Raw genomic sequence first — 21,424 nt, 5'->3', positions numbered from 1 at the left:
AGTATCCAGTAAGGAGAATTATCATGGAAAGACGGCATTCAGACAAAATGGAACGTTTCACTTTTCAGCTACCACATGAGATGAAAAATAAGGCAATCATGTTGTCGAAGGCCTATAATATTTCTTTGGGTCACTTTATGCGCAAATCCTTGGAAACACAAATTGAAAAAATAGACGTATCAAAAAATACCTTTGAAAGTTCACGGGATACATTTTTTACGGATCATGCTGTCTTTCATGGTGATTGTCCTTCTGACATTAGCGCCAACCATGATCAATATCTTTATCATGGTGACGTATGATTTTTATCGATACTGGAGCATTTCTAGCCAAATTTCTTTCGAAAGACCAGTATCACAGTATTGCGCTGGATTATTGGGAACTGCTGGAGAATCAAAAAATAAAACTCTTTACCAGCAATTTTATTTTAAATGAATTAGTGACATTAATGGGAATCAGGGCTGGTTACCAGTTCGCTGCTCAAAGGTTGAACAGCATATATAACTCTGTTTCAATAAGCATTTGGCGACCGGAAAAGGGTGATGAACTTCAGGCATTGGATTGGTATACGAAATATTCCGATCAGAAGGTTTCTTTTACGGACTGTCTTTCATTTACAATGATGTCAAAGGCTCAAATCCAGAAGGTATTTTCTTTTGACAGACACTTTGATTTGGCTGGATTTGTGCGTGTGCCGGAGATGTGGGATTAACTTACAGTTTACTATTAGTGTAAATTAGTGAAAATTAGTGGTTCCCAAAGGTATTTCATGAATCTCCCACGAAAAACAAAAGCCGCCATCCTTGTGGAGCTGAACAAGCCCCTGGTGGTCGCGGAAATCGACCTTCCCCCTGAGCTTGCTCCGGGCCAGGTTCTGGTCCAGGTTCTGTACAGTGGCATCTGCGGATCGCAGCTCGGGGAAATCGACGGGGTCAAGGGCGAAGATCACTATCTGCCGCATCTGCTGGGCCATGAAGGCTCCGGGGTGGTGCTGGCTATTGGTCCCGGCGTGAAGCACGTCCAGCCCGGCAACAAGGTTGTCCTGCACTGGCGCAAGGGTTTGGGCATTGAGTCCGACACGCCGTCCTACCAATGGGACGGCCGGAAGGTGAATGCCGGCTGGGTCACGACGTTTAACGAATATGCCGTGGTCTCTGAAAACCGCTGCACCGCCATCCCGGACGACAGTGAAATGGACGTAGCCGCGTTGTTCGGCTGCGCCGTGACCACCGGGTTCGGGGTGGTGGAAAACAATGCCAGGGTGCGGATAGGCGAGTCAGTGGTGGTGTTCGGTGCGGGAGGAATCGGGCTGAACATCGTGCAGGCCGCGGCCCTTGTCTCCGCCTACCCGGTCATTGCGGTGGACCTGCTTGACAACCGGCTGGAACTTGCCGCCCGCATGGGCGCCACCCACGTGATCAACAGCGGCAAATGCGATGCTGAACGGGAAATCCTGTCCATTGCCGGGCAGCCGGGCGCGGATGTGTTCGTGGACAATACCGGAAAGCCGGAGATCATTGAGCTGGGCTACCGGATCACAAAGCCACGGGGCAGGGTGATCCTGGTGGGTGTCCCGCGCAAGGGCGACAATATAAATATATACTCCCTGCCCCTGCATTTCGGCAAGATCGTGACCGGCTCCCACGGCGGCGAATGCAACCCGCATGAGGATATTCCCAGGTATCACAAGCTGTATCGAGAGGGGCGGATCAGGCTACGGGAAGTCATCACAGACAGGTTTTGCTTGGATGAGGTTAATGAAGCATTTCGGTTGATGCGCAATGGGGATATCCAGGGTCGGTGTTTGGTTGATTTCCGGAATTGTACCTAGTTCAGGGAAATTTATGAATAACAGTTTATCTATATATGGCGGTGAGCCCATACGCAAGAAGCCCTTTCCTCCACGTAGACTTTTTGGAGAGGATGAGCTTAATGCAGTGATTGAAGTTTTTCAAAAATCATGGGAATCTGGAATAGACTTCGGCTACCAAGGAATTTTTGAAGATGCATATATTTCAGATTTTTGTAAAATGCAAGGAGGCGGTTATGCTGATGCGGTATCATCTGGAACTGCTGCTGTCTATATAGCAATAGCAGCCCTTGGTTTACCACCCCGTAGTGAAGTTGTTTGTTCCCCTGTGACTGACCCAGGTGGTATAACGCCTTTGATCGTACAAGGATTGCATCCAGTTGTAGCTGATGCAGCTCCAGGCGGATTCAATATTGGAGCTGAACAGCTTGAAACAGCGATAACCTCCAATACACGTGCTTTACTCGTTACACATGTTGGAGGTATACCAGTAGATATGTTCCGTGTTGGCGCTATTGCAAAACGCTACAACCTTGCCGTTATCGAAGACTGTTCACAAGCTCATGGGGCCTGCATTAATGGAATCCAAGTCGGAAATTTTGGAGATATCGCGGCATTTTCTACTATGTATTCAAAAAATCACGCATCTGGAGGATGCGGTGGAATAGTTTTTACGCGAGATTATGAAAGGTATAAATTAGCTCGAGCGATTGCGGATCGTGGCAAACCGTGCATGGATGATAATTTCGACCCAAAAAATCCAGGCAAATTCCTGTTTTCAGCGTTGAATTTCAATCAGGACGAAATCTCATGCGCTATTGGCCGTTCCACATTACGAAAACTCTCCGCAACTATTGCAAGAAGACAGGCTATTATGCTCCGTATTGCAATAGGTCTTGAAAAATCACGGAGTTTTTCCATTTTGCTTCCGGCTGATGGGATGGATGCTTCACCTTTTTTTTTAACCATTCGCCTTGAAATGGAAAAATTTTCAGTATGCAAGCGTGAAATTGTCAAAGCAATAAAGGCTGAGGGAATTCCCATCAATCCAGACTACCGCTACGTACTTGCGGAATGGCCTTGGCTAGCTCAATACTGCCCAGTTCATCCAGAAACGCCAAACGCGATTAACTTTAGGAAATCATCTTTCAATATCCTCTTTAACGAACGCTTCAGCGACGCTGATGTCGAAGACATCAGCGCAGCAATGCTGAAAGTCGAGAAGGCACTTAAGAGGTAATGTTATGCGGTTTTCAGTCATTTCTTCAGAGGCTTGCATAGGACAAGGTACTCGCTTGCATGATTTTGTAAATATTTATGGGCTATGTCGCATCGGTGAGGATTGCGTTATTGGTGCGTTCGTGGAAATACAGCCAGGAGCAGTCATTGGCAACAGGGTCAAGGTGTCGAGTCACACGTTCATCTGCGATGGCGTGGTAGTGGAAGACGAAGCCTTTATCGGCCATGGAGTCATGTTCACAAATGACAGGTTTCCCCGATCGGTATTCGAAGACGGTACTCCTTTGACAGCAGTCACTACCACAGTAGTAGCCACTCATGTTGGCAGACGGGCATCCATAGGTAGCGGAAGTACCATCCTCTGTGGACTGACGATCGGAGAAGGCGCTATGGTCGGTGCAGGAAGTGTGGTTACCAGAGACGTCCCTCCAGGTGCCGTCATTTTCGGCAATCCGGCAAGAGTGGTTCGTTTTCTGCATGATATTGGTAAAAGGTAATTATTCTGACACGAGGCAAACCATGACAGACAGCAAAATTCTACAACCACACAATCAGATACTTTTCAACCAGCACGAAGAGCTTGGCCCAGTGCGGCTTGGCCCTTACTCAAGTTACACATGGCGGCACGACCCTCGCCACCTTTTTTTTACCCTTGCCCGCTATAAGTTCTGTGCAAAGCTTTTGCATGGGTGCAATGCCGTACTGGAAGTCGGCTGCGGTGATAGCGTTGGCGCACCGCTGCTTTTGCAGACTATCAAATCACTGCACTGCGTAGACATTGAACCTGCAGTTATCGCTGAAAACAAACGATGCAACACATTCGGGAACCGCCTGACCTACGAAGTTCTGGACATAACCATTCTTGCCCCTTCCGGTAATTTTGACGGTGCTGTGTCTCTTGATGTAATAGAACATATCGATCCAGTACGTGAAGATGGCTTCTTGTTCAATTTTGTTTCGCCTTTATCACAACATGCTACATGCATTATTGGCACTCCTAATGTCAACAGTCAGCAATATGCCAGCGAAAATAGTCGTGCAGGGCATATCAACCTCAAAGATGCGGCTTCGCTAAGATCATCACTTGAGAAGTATTTTCACAAGGTGTTTATATTTTCCATGAATGATGAAGTTGTGCACACCGGGTTCTATCCGATGGCACATTATCTGATTGCACTTGCTACAAGCCGCAGGTGACAATATGCGATGGGTGCAACGTCTTCAGTCACTAGGCATAGCGGATGCTTTTGATCTGCTTGTCAGCGCTCACCCAGGGGTTTCCAATGGTCTTCCTGAACAGGCAGTCATCATTGGTGCGACTCACATTGCCGAGGATGTGGCACGCACTTGCAGCAATTGCGGCATTGTAATCCATGGTATTTTTGATGATTCACCTGAGTACCAAGGGGAAAATGTTGCCGGGTATTCCGTGCAACCTACCAGAGATCTCACATACATTGGAAAGCATATACCTGTCATTCTTGCTACACATCGCGCTTTAGGGCTTACGCATCGTATGCGAGAAGAAGGATTCATCCATGTCTGGCCTTTTCCAATCCTTTCCTTGAGATGGCCAAACATATTTACCTCGCACATTTTTTACGCAGGTATGCATGAAAATCTTATTTCAAATGCAACAAAACTGCTTCAATTTGATGAAGCATTAGCAGATACACTTTCCAGGCAAACTTTGGATGCTGTTATTGCATTCAGACTTACGTTTGATGTCTCGTATCTTGAACCAGTGCTCCAGCCCAACGCTTATTTTCCAACAGACATATTTAGCCTTGGAACCGCAGAATCTTACGTCGACGGCGGTGCATTTACCGGAGACACCATTCGACGTTTTCTGGAGCGTGCTCAGAATATGTATGAAAATATTGTAGCATTTGAGCCATCCCCAGGAACATACAAGGAACTCGCAGCTGCCTTTGCAAACCATTCTAAAATTCGGTGTATACAGGCCTGTCTTTACTCACGCGATACGGAGTTGTGCTTTGGTGGCACAGATTCTCGTGATGCAACTATTAATGAAAATGGTCACATAAAGTGCCCAGCAATGCGCATCGACTCACTACCCGAATCTCAGGATATCAGCCTGATCAAACTTAATATCGAAGGATCTGAAGCAGATGCGCTTTACGGTGCACAGGCTACACTGGCAAAGAATACACCAAAACTCGCCGTAGCAGCGTACCACCGCCCACAAGATTTGTGGCAACTTTTCGAAATAATAAAAGAAATCCAACATGATTATCGTTTTTACATGCGCCAACATGATGGCGGGATTATTGAAACGGTCCTTTATGGAACGACACATCGCACGGGGAAGAAGTGATGAATAGTGATAAAGCTTATCAGTTTTCAGTATTTCCAGAATTCTTAACTATTGAAACAGTAAAAAAATGCAATTCAAGATGTGTTTTTTGCACAATTAAACAATGGCCAAAACATGCGCCTGTAATGCACGACGATATTTATGAAAAGAACGTTGAAGAGATCATAAAGCATAGACAATATGTCAAACAGGTATGCCTCACTGGTTGTGGAGAGCCATTGTTGGACAAAAAAATTATTCGAAGAATCGGATATTTAAAAAAGCAAGGAGTGTCCAAAGTCATTATCATCACAAACGCATCACTGCTTTCTGAAGAAATTGCCAGTGGACTCTTGGACTCAGGACTTGATGAACTGCTTGTCACAATTGATGGAATCGACCCTCAAAAATATGCAATGCTTCGTGTTGGTCTCGATTTGAATATTGTCACCGCTAACGTTTTGCGCTTCAGGCAGCTTCGGAATAAGAATAATTATTCTACATCAATACGAATGAGAATGGAAGCGCATCCAATCTTTTCCGGAAATGACATTGATGCTTGGCGCAATTTTTGGAAAAATAACCTCGACGAAATTGACGGTATTTATGCTAAAAAAATGCATAACTGGGGTAATCAAATTGATAAATATTCAGTGGATAACCCTATTATTTCTCCATGCCATGTCTTATGGACAACTATGAATATTCTTTCTGACGGACAAGTTGGTCTATGTTGCATTGACTTCATTCCTAAATATGTAATGGGAAATACTACATCTTCGACAATACATCAAATCTGGTCCGGTAATTATTTTCAAAATGTTCGGTCTCTTCACGCAACAGGCCAAAGGAATACTATTAAACTCTGTCAAAACTGCCTCATCTGGGAAAGTTCGGAAAAAATCACTTAGTGATAGGAATTGCGATGAAAAAAAAACTTTATCTCATACAACCAAATTACGCCTTGCTTGGTAAGCGCAGTTGGCCATTAGCACCTTATAATCTGGCATTGCTCAAAGCCTGCGTTTCAGAGATGTGGGATTGCCATCTGTTGGATTTTAATAAAGACCTCAGCACTGAAAACGATATTGTTAATACCCTTGAGGCTTCTAAGCCTGATGTAATTGGATTAACGTCATTCTCCACGGAGTACAACGAAGAAATTCACAGGCATGCAGCTATTATTAAAAATGCTCGCCCAAATTCAATACTTATCGGGGGGGGGGCCTATCCAACCGTTACGCCTGAAGTAGCTGCCCAAGACCCAAATGTTGATTTCTGGATTATCGGTGAAGGTGAACATCGCTTGCCTGAATTACTCCGCTGCATTGAATGTAACAAAGATCCTGAGCATTTAGACGGTATCGTTTACCGTAAAGGCAACCAGACTGTGATCAACCCCATGGAATCGTTCATATCAGATCTCGATTCTTTGCCTCGTCCTGACTATGGCGATCTTGATCTCGTTGGTTATGGAGCCTCACCCATCAAATATGCCCACTATCTTGTCGCACGCCAGTATCCTTTTGCGGTGACAGTTACATCGCGAGGATGTCCTTATAAATGCATATTCTGTGCAGGACGTACTGTAAGCGGTACAAAAGTGCGTATGAGGAGTGCTCAAAACGTACTAGATGAAGTAGATTGGCTCAAAAATTCATATGGCATTCGGGAGATAATTTTTCTTGACGATCATTTTTTTTTCAATAAGGAACGCGCTATTGCAATTATGAATGGTTTCAAGGAACATCATTCATTAATGACATGGAAGTGTGCAAATGTAGCAATATTTTCTCTTAATGAAAATATACTCGATATTAAGAGAGATAGTGGATGTTATCAAATTACAGTTTCGATTGAGAGCGGTAATCAAGATGTTCTAAGCAAAATTATGCGTAAACCTATTAATCTTAAACATGCAAAAAGAATGATTACGCATGCAAAATCAATAGGGCTAGAGATTATTTCAAATTTTGTTATTGGCCTTCCTGGTGAAACTTGGGAACAAATTCGACAGACCTTCGCCTTCGCAGCAGAATTAGACATTGATATAGTTAACTTTCATATTGCAACACCACTTCCAAAAACTCGCTTAATGGATATCTACCGTGAGATGGGGTTAGTTGATAGGGAGACTGCCACGCTGGGTTATACAAAAGGGGTTATCCAAACGGACGAATTTACATCTCTGGATTTGCAAATTCTCAGAGCTTACGAATGGGATCGCATCAACTTCAAATCACAGGATAAGGTGCAACGAATTGCTGACCTTGAAGGTATCAGTGTCGATGACGTGAAACACTGGCGAATAAACACCCGTCGTGCCCTTGGCTCAACGCTAGGATGGACACATACCCCCAAACCAAAACCTGGCTCAATATCAACATCCTAACACTATGAACCCCTTTTAAACGCAACCCCAAAAACCGACTTATGCAAGTTCTAATCATCGGCGGCAACGGAATGCTGGGTCACATGCTCCTCAGGTTCTTGAGTCGACATTTTGACACAAGGGCGACGCTGCGCGGAATGCGCCAAAACTATGCCCATAAAGGCCTGTTTACCACAAATAATACCGTCGATAACATTGAGCTTGGTCCGGATGGGAATTGTACAGCCCTGGGCAACCTCGTCCGGCAATGGCGACCAGAAGTGATCGTCAATGCCGCGGGGGTGGTCAAGCAGCGCCCCACGGCAGACGATGCCGTCACGACCATTTCCATAAACGCCTTGCTACCTCATAAATTGGCTGTCATGGCGGACGGGATCGGAGCCAGGCTGATTCATTTTTCAACGGATTGCGTCTTTTCTGGCCATCAGGGAAAATATTCCGCGGATGACCTGCCGGATGCAACGGACCTGTACGGCCGCAGCAAACTGTTGGGAGAAGTGCATGGACCGGGGTGCCTGACCCTGCGCACTTCGCTGGTCGGTCGTGAGCTGGCAGGTGCCGGAGGGAGCCTGTTTGAATGGTTTTTGAGCCAGAAGGGGCCGGTTCGTGGTTTTCCCAATGCCTTGTTCAGCGGTTTTACAACCCTGGAAATGGCCAGGATCGTCCACAGGCTGATCACAAAGCGCCCGATCGAGGGAGGAATATGGCATGTCGCGGCCAGGGCCATCAGCAAATTCGATTTGTTGATGCTGGTGAAGGAGCGGTTGGGGCTGCGGGTGGAGATTGTTCCTGACCCGTCATTTCGCATTGACAGATCGCTGAACGGCACGCGTTTTGATAGGAAATGCTCGTATGCCGCGCCGGACTGGCCAACCATGATCGACGATTATTTTTCCTTTCTCGAGGAGGAAGGCAATGCTTTTTGACGATAAAACCATCCTTGTCACCGGCGGTACCGGTTCCATGGGCAAGACATTCGTCCATCGGGTGTTATCCGGCGAGCACGGAACGCCGCGCAAGCTCATAGTGTTCTCACGCGACGAGGCCAAGCAGCACGCCATGCGCATGGCCTACCAGAACAAGGCCGTGGCCACGGACGAAACGATCTACGACAACTTTCGCCGGATACTGGAATTCCGCATTGGGGACGTCCGGTCGTACCATGACGTTTGCGCCTCTCTGCGCGGGGTGGACATCGTCGTCAATGCCGCGGCGCTCAAACAGGTACCTACCTGCGAGTACTTCCCCGAGCAGGCCGTGGCCACCAATTGCCAGGGCCCGGTCAATATCGTCCGGGCCGTCCGCGAACACGCCTTTCCCGTGGAAACCGTGGTGGCCATATCCACGGACAAGGCCTGCAAGCCGGTCAATGCCATGGGGATCACCAAGGCCTTGCAGGAACGGATTTTCATCGCCGCCAACATTTTCACCGAAACCCGGTTCGTCGGCGTGCGGTACGGCAATGTCCTGGCTTCCCGCGGCTCGGTCATTCCCTTGTTCCATGAGCAGATCCGCAACGGCGGCCCCGTAACCATCACCATCCCCGAGATGACCCGATTCTTGATGTCCATCCATGAAGCGGTCAGCACGGTCTTCGCGGCCCTTCGTCATGCTCGACCCGGGGAAATTTTCGTGCCCATCGCCCCATCGGCCACGGTGCTGGACATCGCACGAGCCTTGATCGGCAGCCTGGATATCGGGATCAAGACAATCGGGATCCGCCCTGGGGAAAAAATCCATGAGATCCTCATTTCCGAGGAAGAATCCACCCGCTCCATACAACGCGGCGACTATTTCGCCATTCAGCCCATGCTGCCCGAACTGCGCACCGAGGAGTCCGCCATGCCCTCGGACTGCTTTCCTCTTTTTCAGGGCAACGAGTTCAGTTCCGCCAACAATGTCCTGGGCCTGGAAGATGCCAGGGAGTTGCTCAAGCGGCATCACCTGCTCTTTGATCCCAACCGCGAATCCGCCGGCTTCGGGGAACTCATTGCGTGAGGAGCGAGATGGCATGCGCGTCGTGACCATTGTCGGCACCCGTCCCGAGTTGATCAAGTTGAGCAGGGTCATCGCGGAGTTTGATATTTCCTTTGACCATGTGCTTGTCCATACCGGCCAAAATTTTGACTGGGAGCTCAATGGCATTTTTTTCAAGGAGATGAGCATCCGCAAGCCGGACCATTTCCTGGAAGCCCATGCAGACACGCCATCAGCCACCGTAGCCAGGGTTATCGAGAAAACAGATGCGTTGCTGGGCGAACTCCGGCCGGATGCCATGCTGTTGCTGGGTGATACCAACAGCTGCCTTGCCGCCTATCCCGCAAAAAGACGCAAGATCCCCATTTTTCACATGGAAGCCGGCAATCGCTGTTTTGATCTGCGCGTTCCCGAGGAGATCAACAGGCGGATCGTGGACCACCTGAGCGACATCAATCTGACCTACTCGGAACATGCCCGCCGCTACCTTCTTGCCGAAGGGCTGCGCCCGGACAGCGTCATGGTCACCGGGTCACCCATGCGCGAAGTCCTGGAGTACTACAAAGACGCCATCACCGCGTCGCCGATGCCCCAGGCCCTGGGTCTGGAACCCGGACGGTATTTTGTCTGGAGTACGCACCGGGAGGAAAACATTGATGACGCTGCAAGCCTTGGCAAACTGGTCAGCGCCCTGGGCATGCTTGTTGCGACCTGGGGCCTGCCCGTGATTTTTTCCGTGCATCCACGTACCAGGCAACGATTGGCGAAGCTGGGGGCGGAACTTCCGGATTTGGTCCAACAGCACAAGCCCTTTGGGTTCTTTGACTATATTCGCCTGCAGCAGCATGCTCTGTGCACGCTTTCCGACAGCGGCACCTTGACCGAAGAATCGTCCCTGCTCAATTTTCCCGCGGTCATGCTGCGCCAGGCCCATGAACGTCCCGAGGGCATGGACGAGGCCACGGTAATCATGAGCGGCCTTGATCCGGAACGCATCAAAAGCGCGGTGCAAATGGCCGTCCGCCACCAGGAATCAGTCCCATTGCGTCCGTTTCGCCTTGTTCCGTCCTATGAGCCGACTGATGTTTCTCGAAAAGTTGCCCGAATCGTCGCAAGCTATGTGGATTATGTTAATAGGACGAATTGGCGTAAAATTGTCTGTTAACTGTCTATCTCTTTAAGTCTTCTGAACTGTTCAAAGAATAAGGCCACATTAGAGAACATTCAATCTGAATATTCAATCAAAAGTATTACGAATCGTGAATTATGTCTGAAAATAAATCAAAAAAAGCATCAAGATTAATTGCCGTGTACGACTTTTCTACGCAGCCTTTTAGCATAGGCGATATAATCTTGTTTATTTACGGAGCTATTGTTGAAAAATGTAACATCAATGCTCAAAAGTTAGATTTCTGTTTCATTGCAGATCCGAAAAGACAGCCGCTTGGGCAGGAATTTGTGAATTTAATGAAAAATGGTAACCATTTGCACAATATATTTTATTTACTTCCAATATTTCAATTTGCACCTAATGTGAATAATATATTTATTAAGACTTCCTTTGATGAATTTATAGATGATGTTTCAGATACAAATTGCTACATATGGCCTAGCATTAAGGATATTTTTCAACGCAAGTATAAAATTTACGATATCTTGTCATCAATCCATATTTTTACACAAAAAGGAAGATCAGTACCACAACTATTTATCCCTCAAGCGCTTTCAGTTTGGTGCGATGATTTTTTTTCGTCTAATATTTATCCAGATATTCCTGTTACTGTAAATATTAGAAATAATCCTACTATCCAATTAGAGCGTAATTCGTGCATTGACGCTTGGCTTTCTTTTTTTGATTACTGTTGTGATCGCTATCCTGTAAAGTTTATAGTTATCTGTTCTCGATCTGAAATTGACGAAAGATTGCGTGAAAGGAAAAACGTAGTAGTCGCAAAAGACATGCATACATTAATTGAAAATGATCTTGCATTGACTCTCTCATCAGCTTTTCACTTAGGTAGCAATTCGGGTCCCGCTACGATGCCATATTTTACAAACAAGCCATGCTCAATATTCAATTGCGCAAATATTATACCATATTTGGAAAAATATGGTGGTGCTTATATAAGAACTTCAGAGCACAGCGTTAGATATTCATGGTGTAATAGTTTGCAAAAAATTCTCTTCAAAAAAGAAAATTGTGATATTCTAATATTTGAATTTGAAAATATATGGTATTCAAAAAAAATTAGTGAATGGCTCTCTAATAATCACAAATATAAATATTTTAATGTTAAAAATAGTTCTTTAGAATGGTTAAGAAATTCAGTTTTTAAAAAGCCATCCACTGAATATTCAAATTTTTCGATTTCTAAAGAGTTGAATACATTTGGCAGTATTGATCATAATATGCAGCGTACAAAGTCATATGATATAAAATCAGCAGATATTCAATCCGGTATATCCATGATGGTGCGCAACGCAGAATCCGCCATGCACGAGGGTAAATGGGATGAAGCGGCTGCTCATTGGGAAAAGGCTTTCACAATGCTCGGTCGAAAGGCCCCACCTGGACTGTATGTCGTCCTTGCCCGTTGCCAACACTTGCTTGGCAATCACAGTCGGGTGGTGCAGGTTTTGCGACAAGGGATGCAGCACTATCCGGCGGATGAAGATCTCAGAGTGGCGTATGCGGAAATGGGCTGCAATGCGGAAACAAATTAGTGGTAGATCAAAGCGGAGTCTCTTGACATGAAACGTTCCCCGGACTCATCTCCCCTCTTTTCCATCATTATTCCAACATACAACCAATCTCAATATTTGCCGCATGCCCTTGAAAGCCTGATTTCGCAGACCTTCGGGGATTGGGAGGCGTTGATTGTCAATGACGGCTCTACTGACGATACCTCTTTGGTAGCTGAGTCATCCTTACGACGAGATGACCGTTTCAGGGTATTCCATAAGAAGAATGGAGGGGTAGCCTCGGCTCTTAATGCAGGATTGAGCCAGGCAACGGGAGATTGGATTTGTTGGCTTTCATCCGATGATTTGTTCGAGCCTGAAAAATTGAGAATCCATCTTGACGCAATTCACAAACATCCTGAAATTTTCTTTTTTTACACTCATTTTTACTACTTGGATGACAAGACCGGCGTCAAAAGTTCACCTGACCCTTGGAATGCCATTCCTGATCGCGGTTTTCAGGTTTCACGTTTTTTTACAGGTCCGTACATTCACGGAAACAGTATCGCTATCCACAGAAAGGTTTTCGAAAGGATTGGTTACTTTGATGATTCATATCCTCATGGTCAAGATTTTGAAATGTGGTTGCGCATCAGTTCAAAATACGAATCCATGTACATCAACCAACGAACATGTGTAACCAGGTGGCATGCATCACAGACTACCCACGACTTCCCTGAAGCAGGTTCATTTGATTCTGCAAGGGCTTTAATTGAATTCATTAATAAGCACAGATTTACGGAACTATTTCCTTTTCTGGAGTTGAATGATCCTGGCCAAGCTGTGTCCGCGATAATTGAAGCGATTAACATATCAATTAATAATAATTCTTTAATTCACAAATTTGGGCCATCATCCGCAATTTTAGATAGATTAAAAGAGTGGATGTGTGACATTAATGATAGCTACCAGAGATTTTTAATAAAAATAGTAAAATCAATAACAAATGATAAATTCGTATTTGAAAATGGACATTTAAAAATTAGGGAAAAGTTATATCGACTTCAAATAGATGAAAAATTTTCATATAAAAATTCTAGTTTTATATCGCATTCCACAAATTATGCACAGAAGCTTAGAAATGTTGGTGATATTAAAAAAAGCGACACGATATATAATTATCTTAAGTTTATAAAGAAAATTAGAAATTTTCAAGGTAAATCAAACATCGAATATTGGAAAAATATTCAGGAAAATTTGTATTTTGAAAAACATCATTGCTATGGAAAAAATTATGGCGGTTTAGCATTGTTTGGCGATGATGTTGACAGGATTAAAAAGTATACGCAACTTTCAAAAAATATGAAGGTAGTTGTTATTGGTTGTGGATATGGAAGAGAATCAGTTTTAATTGCTCATCATGTTGAACATGTTTATGGAATAGATGTAAGTGATACGATTTTGCATAAAGCTAAGATATTTGCAGAAAAGCATGGGGTAAGAAACTTTACGCCAATTCTGGTTGATAAATGGAATAGCTTAGTTCCTCATGATATTGATGTCGTTTATTGCATGGTTGTATTTCAGCATCTCACGCGAGATTTAGTCAAAGATTATATTTTCGGCCTTGCGAAAAAGTTATCGAAAAATGGCGTTTTTGTTTGTCAATTTGCTGATTTGATTTACGGCACTGATGATGCTGAATTGAAAGAATATGAGCCATCTGTTCGATGGTGTAAAGATGATATAATCAGTCTTGTTCAAGAGGCTGGATTGTATTTGTACAAAATTGATACTGATGAAATACCGAATGAAGGTCATTGGCACTGGACTTTTTTTGGCAAGTCGGCAACTCCTTTCCGTGAAAATCTGGAGTTGCTTGATCATAAATCGAACTCGCCACACGCCAACATTCTGAATAAAAAATTAAAAAAAATATTGGTATTTTATGGAGGGCTACATAACAGTAATATTGAATTTGCTGGCACATCCAGGGCCATGATCAATTTATGTAAACATCTTAAAATGTACAAAGATATTGATATATCACTTTCTGGAAAGTATATCGACTATAATGAAAGTTATGATGATTTGAAGTTCTTAAAATTGCCGTCAAGCGAACACCTGCAACAATTTTCTGACGAATTTGATGTTCTGTTAATTGCAACACAAATGGATATATTCGCTACTATCAAAAAGCAACCGCATCAAAAATGGTTTTTGCATCAGCATTGCTGGAATATTGAACCAAATATGTATGAACATATGCGTATTTTTGATAAAGTTATTTGCTTGTCTGATATTCATAAGTTCCACTTAAGAAGCCAAAGTGTACCAGAAGGCAAGTTGGTTGTCGTGCCTAATATTATTGACACTTCTCTATTCTTTCCGCAAACGGTTGACCGTGACAACTATTCGATTATGTTTGCCAGTGCTGTTGTTCCACACAAATGCGTACATATTCTCATTGATGCCTTCAAAATAATTCAGAATACCTGTCCGCAGGCTTCGTTGCATATCTATGGCACGGAATCTATGTGGCTCGTTCCAGAAGGTTATGAAAAAATAATTCAGAGTTTTGAAAGTGATAAAATTCATTTTTATGGTAGCATTGCAAACATTAATATGCCGAGTATCTATTCAAGTCACAGCATTTATTGTCTCCCATCAAAACTCGAAAGCTTTGGGATGGGGACCATAGAAGCCCAATCCTGCGGATGTATCCCTGTTATTCATAATACTGGTGGTGTGTCTGCAACACTTTTACCTGGAAATACAGGTTTTCTGTATTCACCCAACACTCCCCAAGTTTTAGCTAGGCGTATAGTTGAAGTATTCAACCGGTTGGAGGCGGACAAGTCGATTCGTGAAAGAGCAGTTCAGTTTGTGCATCATAATTTTGATCCAAAAAAAATTACAAAGAGATTCCACAAAGAAATTATTGAATGTAACAATTGTGGATCACAAGATGATTTGTTTGTCGATCATAAATTTGATAGTTACAATAGAAGAATTTCTATCCACAATACTTTCTGCTCAAATGATGTTGTGTCATGTAATGAGAGCCTTGTAAATGTGGATTCTTCTGGAATAGTCAAAAAAAATAATGAAAATTCCCATAACAAGAATTCATCATCATGTGCGACAAAGCAACGCAGTAATTGTAGCAAGGAATATAAGAATAAAATCGCTCCGGTATTTTTTTTAATTTATAATCGTCCAGACTGCACAAGGCATGTTTTTGAACAAATACGCCAGGCTAAGCCGGAAAAATTGCTCATCGTAGCCGATGGTCCGCGCATTGGTAAAGATGATGATCATGCGCTGTGTGCAAGCACAAGAAAAATTGTCGAAAATGTGGATTGGGATTGTGACGTATCAAGAAATTATTCGGATACGAACCTCGGTTGTAAAATAAGGGTTTCATCAGGAATCAGTTGGGCATTTACTCAGGTTGATGAAGCAATCATCCTTGAGGACGATTGCCTTCCAGCGCCATCATTCTTTCCTTTTTGTACAACATTGTTAGATTATTACCGTAATGATGAGCGGGTTTTTCAAATTAACGGAACATGCTATTTAAATCAGCTCCGTTTGAAGGAAAGCTATTTCTTCTCCAAGTATAACCACATTTGGGGCTGGGCTACATGGAAGCGTGCCTGGGATTGCTATCAACTCGAAAATCCTGGATTTGAACAAGACTTTTCTTTACTTCAGTTTCACACTGATCAAGAACGTGCATACTGGTTTAAGGCATTCAAAAATTATTTTGCCGGCAATGTTGACACCTGGGATTACCCCTGGACATTTTCCGTATGGAAAAACAGCGGCCTTTGTGTTTACCCCGCTAAAAACCTCATCAAAAATATTGGTTTCGGACAGGACGCTACACACACGAAAAATGCCAATGCCTTTATTCCACAGAAGTTGGAAAACATAAGCAAACTTATTCATCCACAAAAGGTGCAGATCAATAACAGACTTGACAGAACATCTTTTGAGGCTGTTTTTTTGCAAAACAAGAACATAAAATCACACACTCAAATCCAATGCCCACTCACTGGAAGCACTAATGTCTGTTTGCAGAAAACATTCAAAGTAGATGGTATCCATGCTAAGTACTTAAAACAATTTCAGATCGACGTTTCTTCGTATTTTGGTGCTTACCAATCCATACATCTCTATAAAAACAATGACACCGGGTTTCAATTCTTTTACCCATTTGACACTGATGGTGATTCCAGTTTTTATGAAAAACTCAGTAGATATCCATGGTACTATATGGATTGGAAATGGGAGCATGAAGTTTCAAAAGAATTTATCAAAGCCGGTTCACATGTCCTTGAGATTGGCTGCGCCAAAGGAGGATTTCTTCATCAAATCAAACTTCAGAAAAATGCCCATGCCGTAGGTTTAGAGTTGAATTCCGAAGCTGCAAAGATTGCACGCGATAGAGGTGTCCAGGTTTTTCCCCAGCTTCTTGAACAACATGCCATAGGCAGAAAAGGCATATATAATGTTGTATGCTCATTCCAAGTTATTGAACATATATTCAATGTCAAAAATTTTATAAATCATGCTCTCTCTGTCTTGAAAATTGGAGGTAAATTTATAATAAGCGTTCCTAATCAAGATACATTTATTGGACTCGATGATTTTGGTATTCTTGATATGCCTCCCCATCATATGAATAGATGGAGTGAAAATGCATTACGTAGCCTTGAGGTCTTTTTTCCTCTTAAATTATTTTCATTGCAGTTTGAGCCACTTCAAGAATATCATTCAAATTATTTTGCAAATATTATACGAAGAAAGATTAGAAATGATCATCATCTGCATGACAAGTTGATCAATTTGTCTCAAAGGTATCCACAACAAATCAGAGGACACACGGTTATTGCTGTTTATGAGAAGACATCCGATGAAAATTCATTCTCAAGATAGGATAAATCGTAGCTATGAACAATGAAATCCTCTATGCCCAGTGCATTAAATATATTGAATCTGCAAACCTTCCACGGGCCAGGGAATGCCTAAAGAAATTGATACAGGCTGATCCTTACAATGCACAATTCATCAACCTTGACATTCTTTTGAAGCCGAGACTTTCTTCCGAGGTAGTTAACAATCCTGATCAAAAGCAGCTTCTCAATATCTGTTGCGGGAAGCGCTACCATCCTGCTTGGACCAATGTAGATTTCAAATCCGACAGGCCTGATGTTACAGCCTATGATTTGACCAAAGGTATACCCTGTGAATCAGAATTCATTGAACGCCTCGGGTCTGAAGTCAAAGACGCCATCGAGAAAATTCGCTCCAATCCTGACTCCAGAAATCAATCAGGCCGACAGCCAAGCACTGCTCTCGATGCTCACAAGATTGGCCAGTTCCGGCTTTCCGGCGAAATCCACCAGTGGATGTACGATCGTTACTCTCTTGGCAAGTTGCTCCAGGAAGCGGGCTTTGAAGATATCAAGGTTTGCCGGGCTGACGAATCCCGAATTCCTGACTTCAACAGCTATCTTTTGGACATTGAAGCTGACGGCTCCGTTCGCAAGCCGGATTCCTTGTTCATGGAGGCCAGGAAGCCGGATGAGCAGGGGAGCATTAGGCATTTGTCCCAAGAAAGCCATTGCCGAAACAACGATTTACAAAACAGTACATTTTCGCCACCCGCTTCGCTAGACTATATAGGACGAAAAAGGCAGACGGAAGAATGCTTCAGCCCATTGACAGATAATAATGGGCAGCAACAATTGCCTGCGCCTGCGGCGCGAGTTTTTTGTCAGCCAAGTCGGCTGGAAAAAAATCCTGCTTCGTCTGCCTTTCCCGTCTGTGGCCACAAACTGACAGCGGGACGAACTCCTGACGCTCCTTCCTGTGCCAACACATCATCCAAAAAACGACCGGTTATCGCCCAATTCTGCATGCAGGACTATGGCGGGGCCGGGACTGCGGCCTTGCGGCTGCATGACGGACTGCTGGCATCCAGGATGAACAGTTCGTTGTATGTTCATAATATTCAGCGCTGGAAGCCTGGTACGGTTCCTCTATTTGCCAAAAGCAGCTTTGCGCCCATTCCCAACAAAAAGATTGTTTCCAACGACTGGAAGGCATTTCAAGCTCACAACAAAAGACTTATCTCTAAATACCCTCAACGCCCCCAAGGCCTGGAAATTTTTTCCGACACCTGGGCAGCCACGAAGCTTTCAGAAATCCCCGAAATTGCTGAAGCCGACATCATCCACTTGCACTGGATCGCCGGGACCGTGGATATTCCCAGGGAAGTTGAGTTTTTGAAAACCAAGAAAATCGTCTGGACCCTGCACGACATGAATGCTTTTACCGGGGGGTGTCACTATGCTGCTGGCTGTCAAAAGTATGAGCAGCAGTGCGGGAGTTGTCCGCAACTGGGGTCAAACCGGGACAACGATCTTTCCCGGCAGATCTGGGCGCGGAAAATGGCCGCCTACAGGCAATTGGACATCACCATCGTCGCTCTTTGCCAGTGGATGGCTGATTGCGTCAAAGAAAGCTCGCTGCTCTCATCTTTCCCCGTACACGTCATCCCCAACGGTCTGCCCACGGATATCTTCAAGCCCTATCCCCAGGCCCAAATCAGGGAATCCTTGCAGGTGCCCAAAGACGCTTTTGTGATCCTTTTCGGCGCGGACTCCGTGACCAATGCCCGCAAGGGCTTCGTGCATTTGCTGCGGGCGTTGGAACATGTAAAAACTTTGGCTTCCGACGACCAGATCGCTCTGGCCACCTTTGGCCATCACGCCCAGGCCGCAGTGCAACATTTGGGCTTTCCCACCTTTGCCTTTGACTACGTGGACAAGGAATCCGAGCTGGCCCTGGTCTACAGCATGGCCGACGTCACGGTCATCCCCTCCCTGGAGGACAACCTGCCCAACGTGGTCCTGGAATCCCTGGCCTGCGGCACACCCGTGATCGGATTCGACGTGGGCGGCATTCCGGACATGGTGGAGCATCAGGTCAATGGCTATTTGGCGCCGGTTGGCGATGACAAGGGCTTGGCCGAAGGGATGCGGTGGGTGATGGAGCGGAAGAAGGCGGGGAGCAAGATTCGGATGAAGTGCCGGGAGACGGCCTTGAGCCGGTATAATTTGCCATTGCAGGCGGGGCGGTATCGGGAATTGTATGAAGAAAAAATGAAATGATGATGCTGGCATGCTGGTATGCTGGAATGCTGGAATGCTGGGATGAAAATGCGGTGGAAAGGTAGGAAAGTGGGAAGGGGCAAGGGGTAAGGGAAAAGGTGATGCTGGGATAATACAGAATGCCGGCCCCGGTGAAATCAGTTTCGCTGACCTTCGGTATTACACGGAGTGGTTATTCTACCTGGAATGAAGATTGGAGTTTGTTGGCCACCCCGATGAAACACCCTAAAGGGGCCCGGTTTCATGGGGCGGGCGGACGGGAAAGGTAGACGAGAAAGAGTTTGCCTCGGCAATGACACAGAGGGTTTTATGGTGGGATGCAGTGACGAAAGTTGATGCTGATGTATTGTCCTTACCTGAATACGGTCGTTTTATTCAGGATTTGAAACGCCGTGTGTCTGAATCAAGGCTGTTTGCCGCCAGAGCGGTGAACAGGGAACTGATTCTACTTTACTGGGATATTGGAAAGGCAATTGCGGGAAAATTGGCAGAAGTCGGGTGGGGGGAGTCTGTTGTCAAGGTGGTTTCCAGGGATTTACGCGCATCGTTTCCCGGGATCAGTGGCTTTTCATCTCAGAATGTGTGGCGAATGCTTCAATTTTATCGGGTACATAGCGATCCTCATTTTCTGGAGCAAATTGAAATAATGCTGGAGAGTGAAGAGAGGCAAGCTGCATCTGATGAAAAAATCTCACAGGCTGTGAGAGAGATGGTTGCCAGGGTACCCTGGGTGACAAGGAATACTTCATTGACCTGCTCTTTTATCACAGGTTTCTCAAGGCATTGGTGGCCTTCGAACTCAAGGTGGGCTCCTTCGAGCCAGAGTATGCCGGCAAAATGGATTTCTACCTGAACCTGCTTAATGACTTGGAACGCGGGCCTGATGATCAATTGTCCATTGGCATCATTCTTTGTGCTGAGAAAGACGACGTGGAGGTAGAGTACGCCTTGCGTAGCAAAGCAAATCCTATCGGTGTCGCAGCCTATCAATTGTATCCGGAGTTACCGGGAGCCTTGGAGGGCAAGTTGCCTACTCCCCGACAGCTTGCCGATGTCATGAAGGCTGGGATCATTGATGCCCAGGGTGCACTTTGAATACTTATTATTGTTGGCCGCGGACGGGAAAGGCAGGCAAGATTAATGGCCACAGACGGGAAAGGCAGACGGGAGAAAATTTCCTGTGAAGGACCTCTTCACAGGAAAACTTGCCTCGCCAAAGGCGATGACAGTTTTTTCTACCGGCAAGTCGCCGGGTGAAAAATGTTTTAGTCTGTATTTAACGTCTGTCTTATCATCTGTGGCTGAAATAAGAAAAGAGTTAATGGCCACGGACGGTAACGGCAGGTAAGATTAATGGCCACAGACGGGAAAGGCAGACGATAAAGGCAGACGGGAGAACTTTTTCTGTGAAGGACCTCTTCACAGGAAAACTTGCCTCGCCAAAGGCGATGACAGTTTTTTCTACCGGCAAGTCGCCGGGTGAAAAATGTTTTAGTCTGTATTTAACGTCTGTCTTATCATCTGTGGCTGAAATAAGAAAAGAGTTAATGGCCACGGACGGTAACGGCAGGTAAGATTAATGGCCACAGACGGGAAAGGCAGACGATAAAGGCAGACGGGAGAACTTTTTCTGTGAAGGACTTCTTCACAGGAAAACTTGCCTCGCCAAAGGCGATGACAGTTTTTTCTACCGGCAAGTCGCCGGGTGAAAAATGTTTGGCTCTTCCGCAGAATTTATGGGTTTGGCTTTGCGATGATTTTTCTATTTGAGCACATAGTCGAGGGCTGGCGTGGCGCTTGCGAGCGAGACCCCAAAAGTCTCG

General features: G+C 45.1%; 18 protein-coding genes. 17 read left to right on the top strand and 1 reads right to left on the bottom strand.

The genetic code is table 11. The features are described 5' to 3' along the window. The first annotated feature begins 23 nt into the window (after window positions 1–23). The 17 genes from AC559A_RS17325 to AC559A_RS17245 all read left to right on the top strand — a co-directional run bounded on the left by AC559A_RS17325 (window position 24) and on the right by AC559A_RS17245 (window position 20,696). Window positions 24–302, top strand: coding sequence for a hypothetical protein (locus tag AC559A_RS17325; RefSeq protein WP_498818957.1), 279 nt, complete (start codon window positions 24–26; stop codon window positions 300–302). Then, the gene (locus AC559A_RS17320; protein ID WP_498818956.1) at window positions 299–712 is read left to right on the top strand and encodes a type II toxin-antitoxin system VapC family toxin; all 414 of its coding nucleotides are present in this window, start codon (window positions 299–301) and stop codon (window positions 710–712) included. The genes AC559A_RS17325 and AC559A_RS17320 overlap by 4 nt, the downstream gene beginning before the upstream one ends. Before the next feature lie 57 nt (window positions 713–769). Then, complete coding sequence (locus AC559A_RS17315) at window positions 770–1,831, top strand: zinc-binding dehydrogenase (protein ID WP_498818955.1); 1,062 nt, start codon at window positions 770–772, stop codon at window positions 1,829–1,831. Between the two features lie 13 nt (window positions 1,832–1,844). Next, window positions 1,845–3,050 carry a DegT/DnrJ/EryC1/StrS family aminotransferase gene (locus AC559A_RS17310; protein ID WP_498818954.1) on the top strand — a complete coding sequence of 402 codons (1,206 nt, stop codon included), beginning with the start codon at window positions 1,845–1,847 and terminating at the stop codon, window positions 3,048–3,050. 4 nt (window positions 3,051–3,054) lie between these two features. Next, a complete protein-coding gene (locus tag AC559A_RS17305; protein WP_498818953.1) occupies window positions 3,055–3,546 on the top strand; it encodes an acyltransferase in 492 nt (163 codons plus the stop codon). A gap of 22 nt (window positions 3,547–3,568) precedes the next feature. Continuing rightward, window positions 3,569–4,246, top strand: a complete 678-nt coding sequence (locus tag AC559A_RS17300) for a class I SAM-dependent methyltransferase (protein ID WP_498818952.1) — start codon at window positions 3,569–3,571, stop codon at window positions 4,244–4,246. 4 nt (window positions 4,247–4,250) lie between these two features. Continuing rightward, window positions 4,251–5,387: an FkbM family methyltransferase gene (locus AC559A_RS17295; protein WP_498818951.1), complete on the top strand. Its 1,137-nt coding sequence runs from the start codon at window positions 4,251–4,253 to the stop codon at window positions 5,385–5,387. After that, window positions 5,387–6,277, top strand: a complete 891-nt coding sequence (locus AC559A_RS17290) for a radical SAM/SPASM domain-containing protein (RefSeq protein WP_498818950.1) — start codon at window positions 5,387–5,389, stop codon at window positions 6,275–6,277. The genes AC559A_RS17295 and AC559A_RS17290 overlap by 1 nt, the downstream gene beginning before the upstream one ends. A gap of 14 nt (window positions 6,278–6,291) precedes the next feature. Next, a complete protein-coding gene (locus AC559A_RS17285; protein ID WP_498818949.1) occupies window positions 6,292–7,758 on the top strand; it encodes a B12-binding domain-containing radical SAM protein in 1,467 nt (488 codons plus the stop codon). Window positions 7,759–7,799: 41 nt separating this feature from the next. Continuing rightward, window positions 7,800–8,684, top strand: a complete 885-nt coding sequence (locus tag AC559A_RS17280) for a dTDP-4-dehydrorhamnose reductase family protein (protein ID WP_498818948.1) — start codon at window positions 7,800–7,802, stop codon at window positions 8,682–8,684. After that, a complete protein-coding gene (locus AC559A_RS17275; RefSeq protein ID WP_498818947.1) occupies window positions 8,674–9,756 on the top strand; it encodes a polysaccharide biosynthesis protein in 1,083 nt (360 codons plus the stop codon). Before AC559A_RS17280 ends, AC559A_RS17275 begins: the two co-directional genes overlap by 11 nt. Before the next feature lie 13 nt (window positions 9,757–9,769). Continuing rightward, complete coding sequence (locus AC559A_RS17270; protein ID WP_498818946.1) at window positions 9,770–10,900, top strand: UDP-N-acetyl glucosamine 2-epimerase; 1,131 nt, start codon at window positions 9,770–9,772, stop codon at window positions 10,898–10,900. Between the two features lie 101 nt (window positions 10,901–11,001). Continuing rightward, on the top strand, window positions 11,002–12,459 hold the full coding sequence (locus tag AC559A_RS17265; RefSeq protein ID WP_498818945.1) for a tetratricopeptide repeat protein: 1,458 nt from the start codon (window positions 11,002–11,004) through the stop codon (window positions 12,457–12,459). Window positions 12,460–12,486: 27 nt separating this feature from the next. Next, the gene (locus tag AC559A_RS17260) at window positions 12,487–17,361 is read left to right on the top strand and encodes a glycosyltransferase (RefSeq protein ID WP_498818944.1); all 4,875 of its coding nucleotides are present in this window, start codon (window positions 12,487–12,489) and stop codon (window positions 17,359–17,361) included. 14 nt (window positions 17,362–17,375) lie between these two features. Next, entirely contained in the window at window positions 17,376–19,601 is a 2,226-nt protein-coding gene (locus tag AC559A_RS17255) for a glycosyltransferase family 4 protein (protein ID WP_498818943.1), read from the top strand. A gap of 322 nt (window positions 19,602–19,923) precedes the next feature. Further along, on the top strand, window positions 19,924–20,454 hold the full coding sequence (locus AC559A_RS17250) for a DUF1016 N-terminal domain-containing protein (protein WP_498818941.1): 531 nt from the start codon (window positions 19,924–19,926) through the stop codon (window positions 20,452–20,454). After that, on the top strand, window positions 20,385–20,696 hold the full coding sequence (locus tag AC559A_RS17245) for a PDDEXK nuclease domain-containing protein (RefSeq protein WP_498818940.1): 312 nt from the start codon (window positions 20,385–20,387) through the stop codon (window positions 20,694–20,696). The genes AC559A_RS17250 and AC559A_RS17245 overlap by 70 nt, the downstream gene beginning before the upstream one ends. 449 nt (window positions 20,697–21,145) lie before the next feature. On the opposite strand, the gene AC559A_RS17240 is transcribed toward AC559A_RS17245, so the two are convergent. Further along, a partial coding sequence (locus AC559A_RS17240) for a hypothetical protein (RefSeq protein WP_498818938.1) occupies window positions 21,146–21,424 on the bottom strand: 279 nt, incomplete at its 5' end.

It is taken from the genome of Desulfonatronum zhilinae (assembly GCF_900182865.1).
Taxonomy (GTDB): Bacteria; Desulfobacterota; Desulfovibrionia; order Desulfovibrionales; family Desulfonatronaceae; genus Desulfonatronum; species Desulfonatronum lacustre.
Note: the sequence above shows the minus strand (reverse complement) of the source record. Positions and strands in the feature narration are given on the sequence as shown.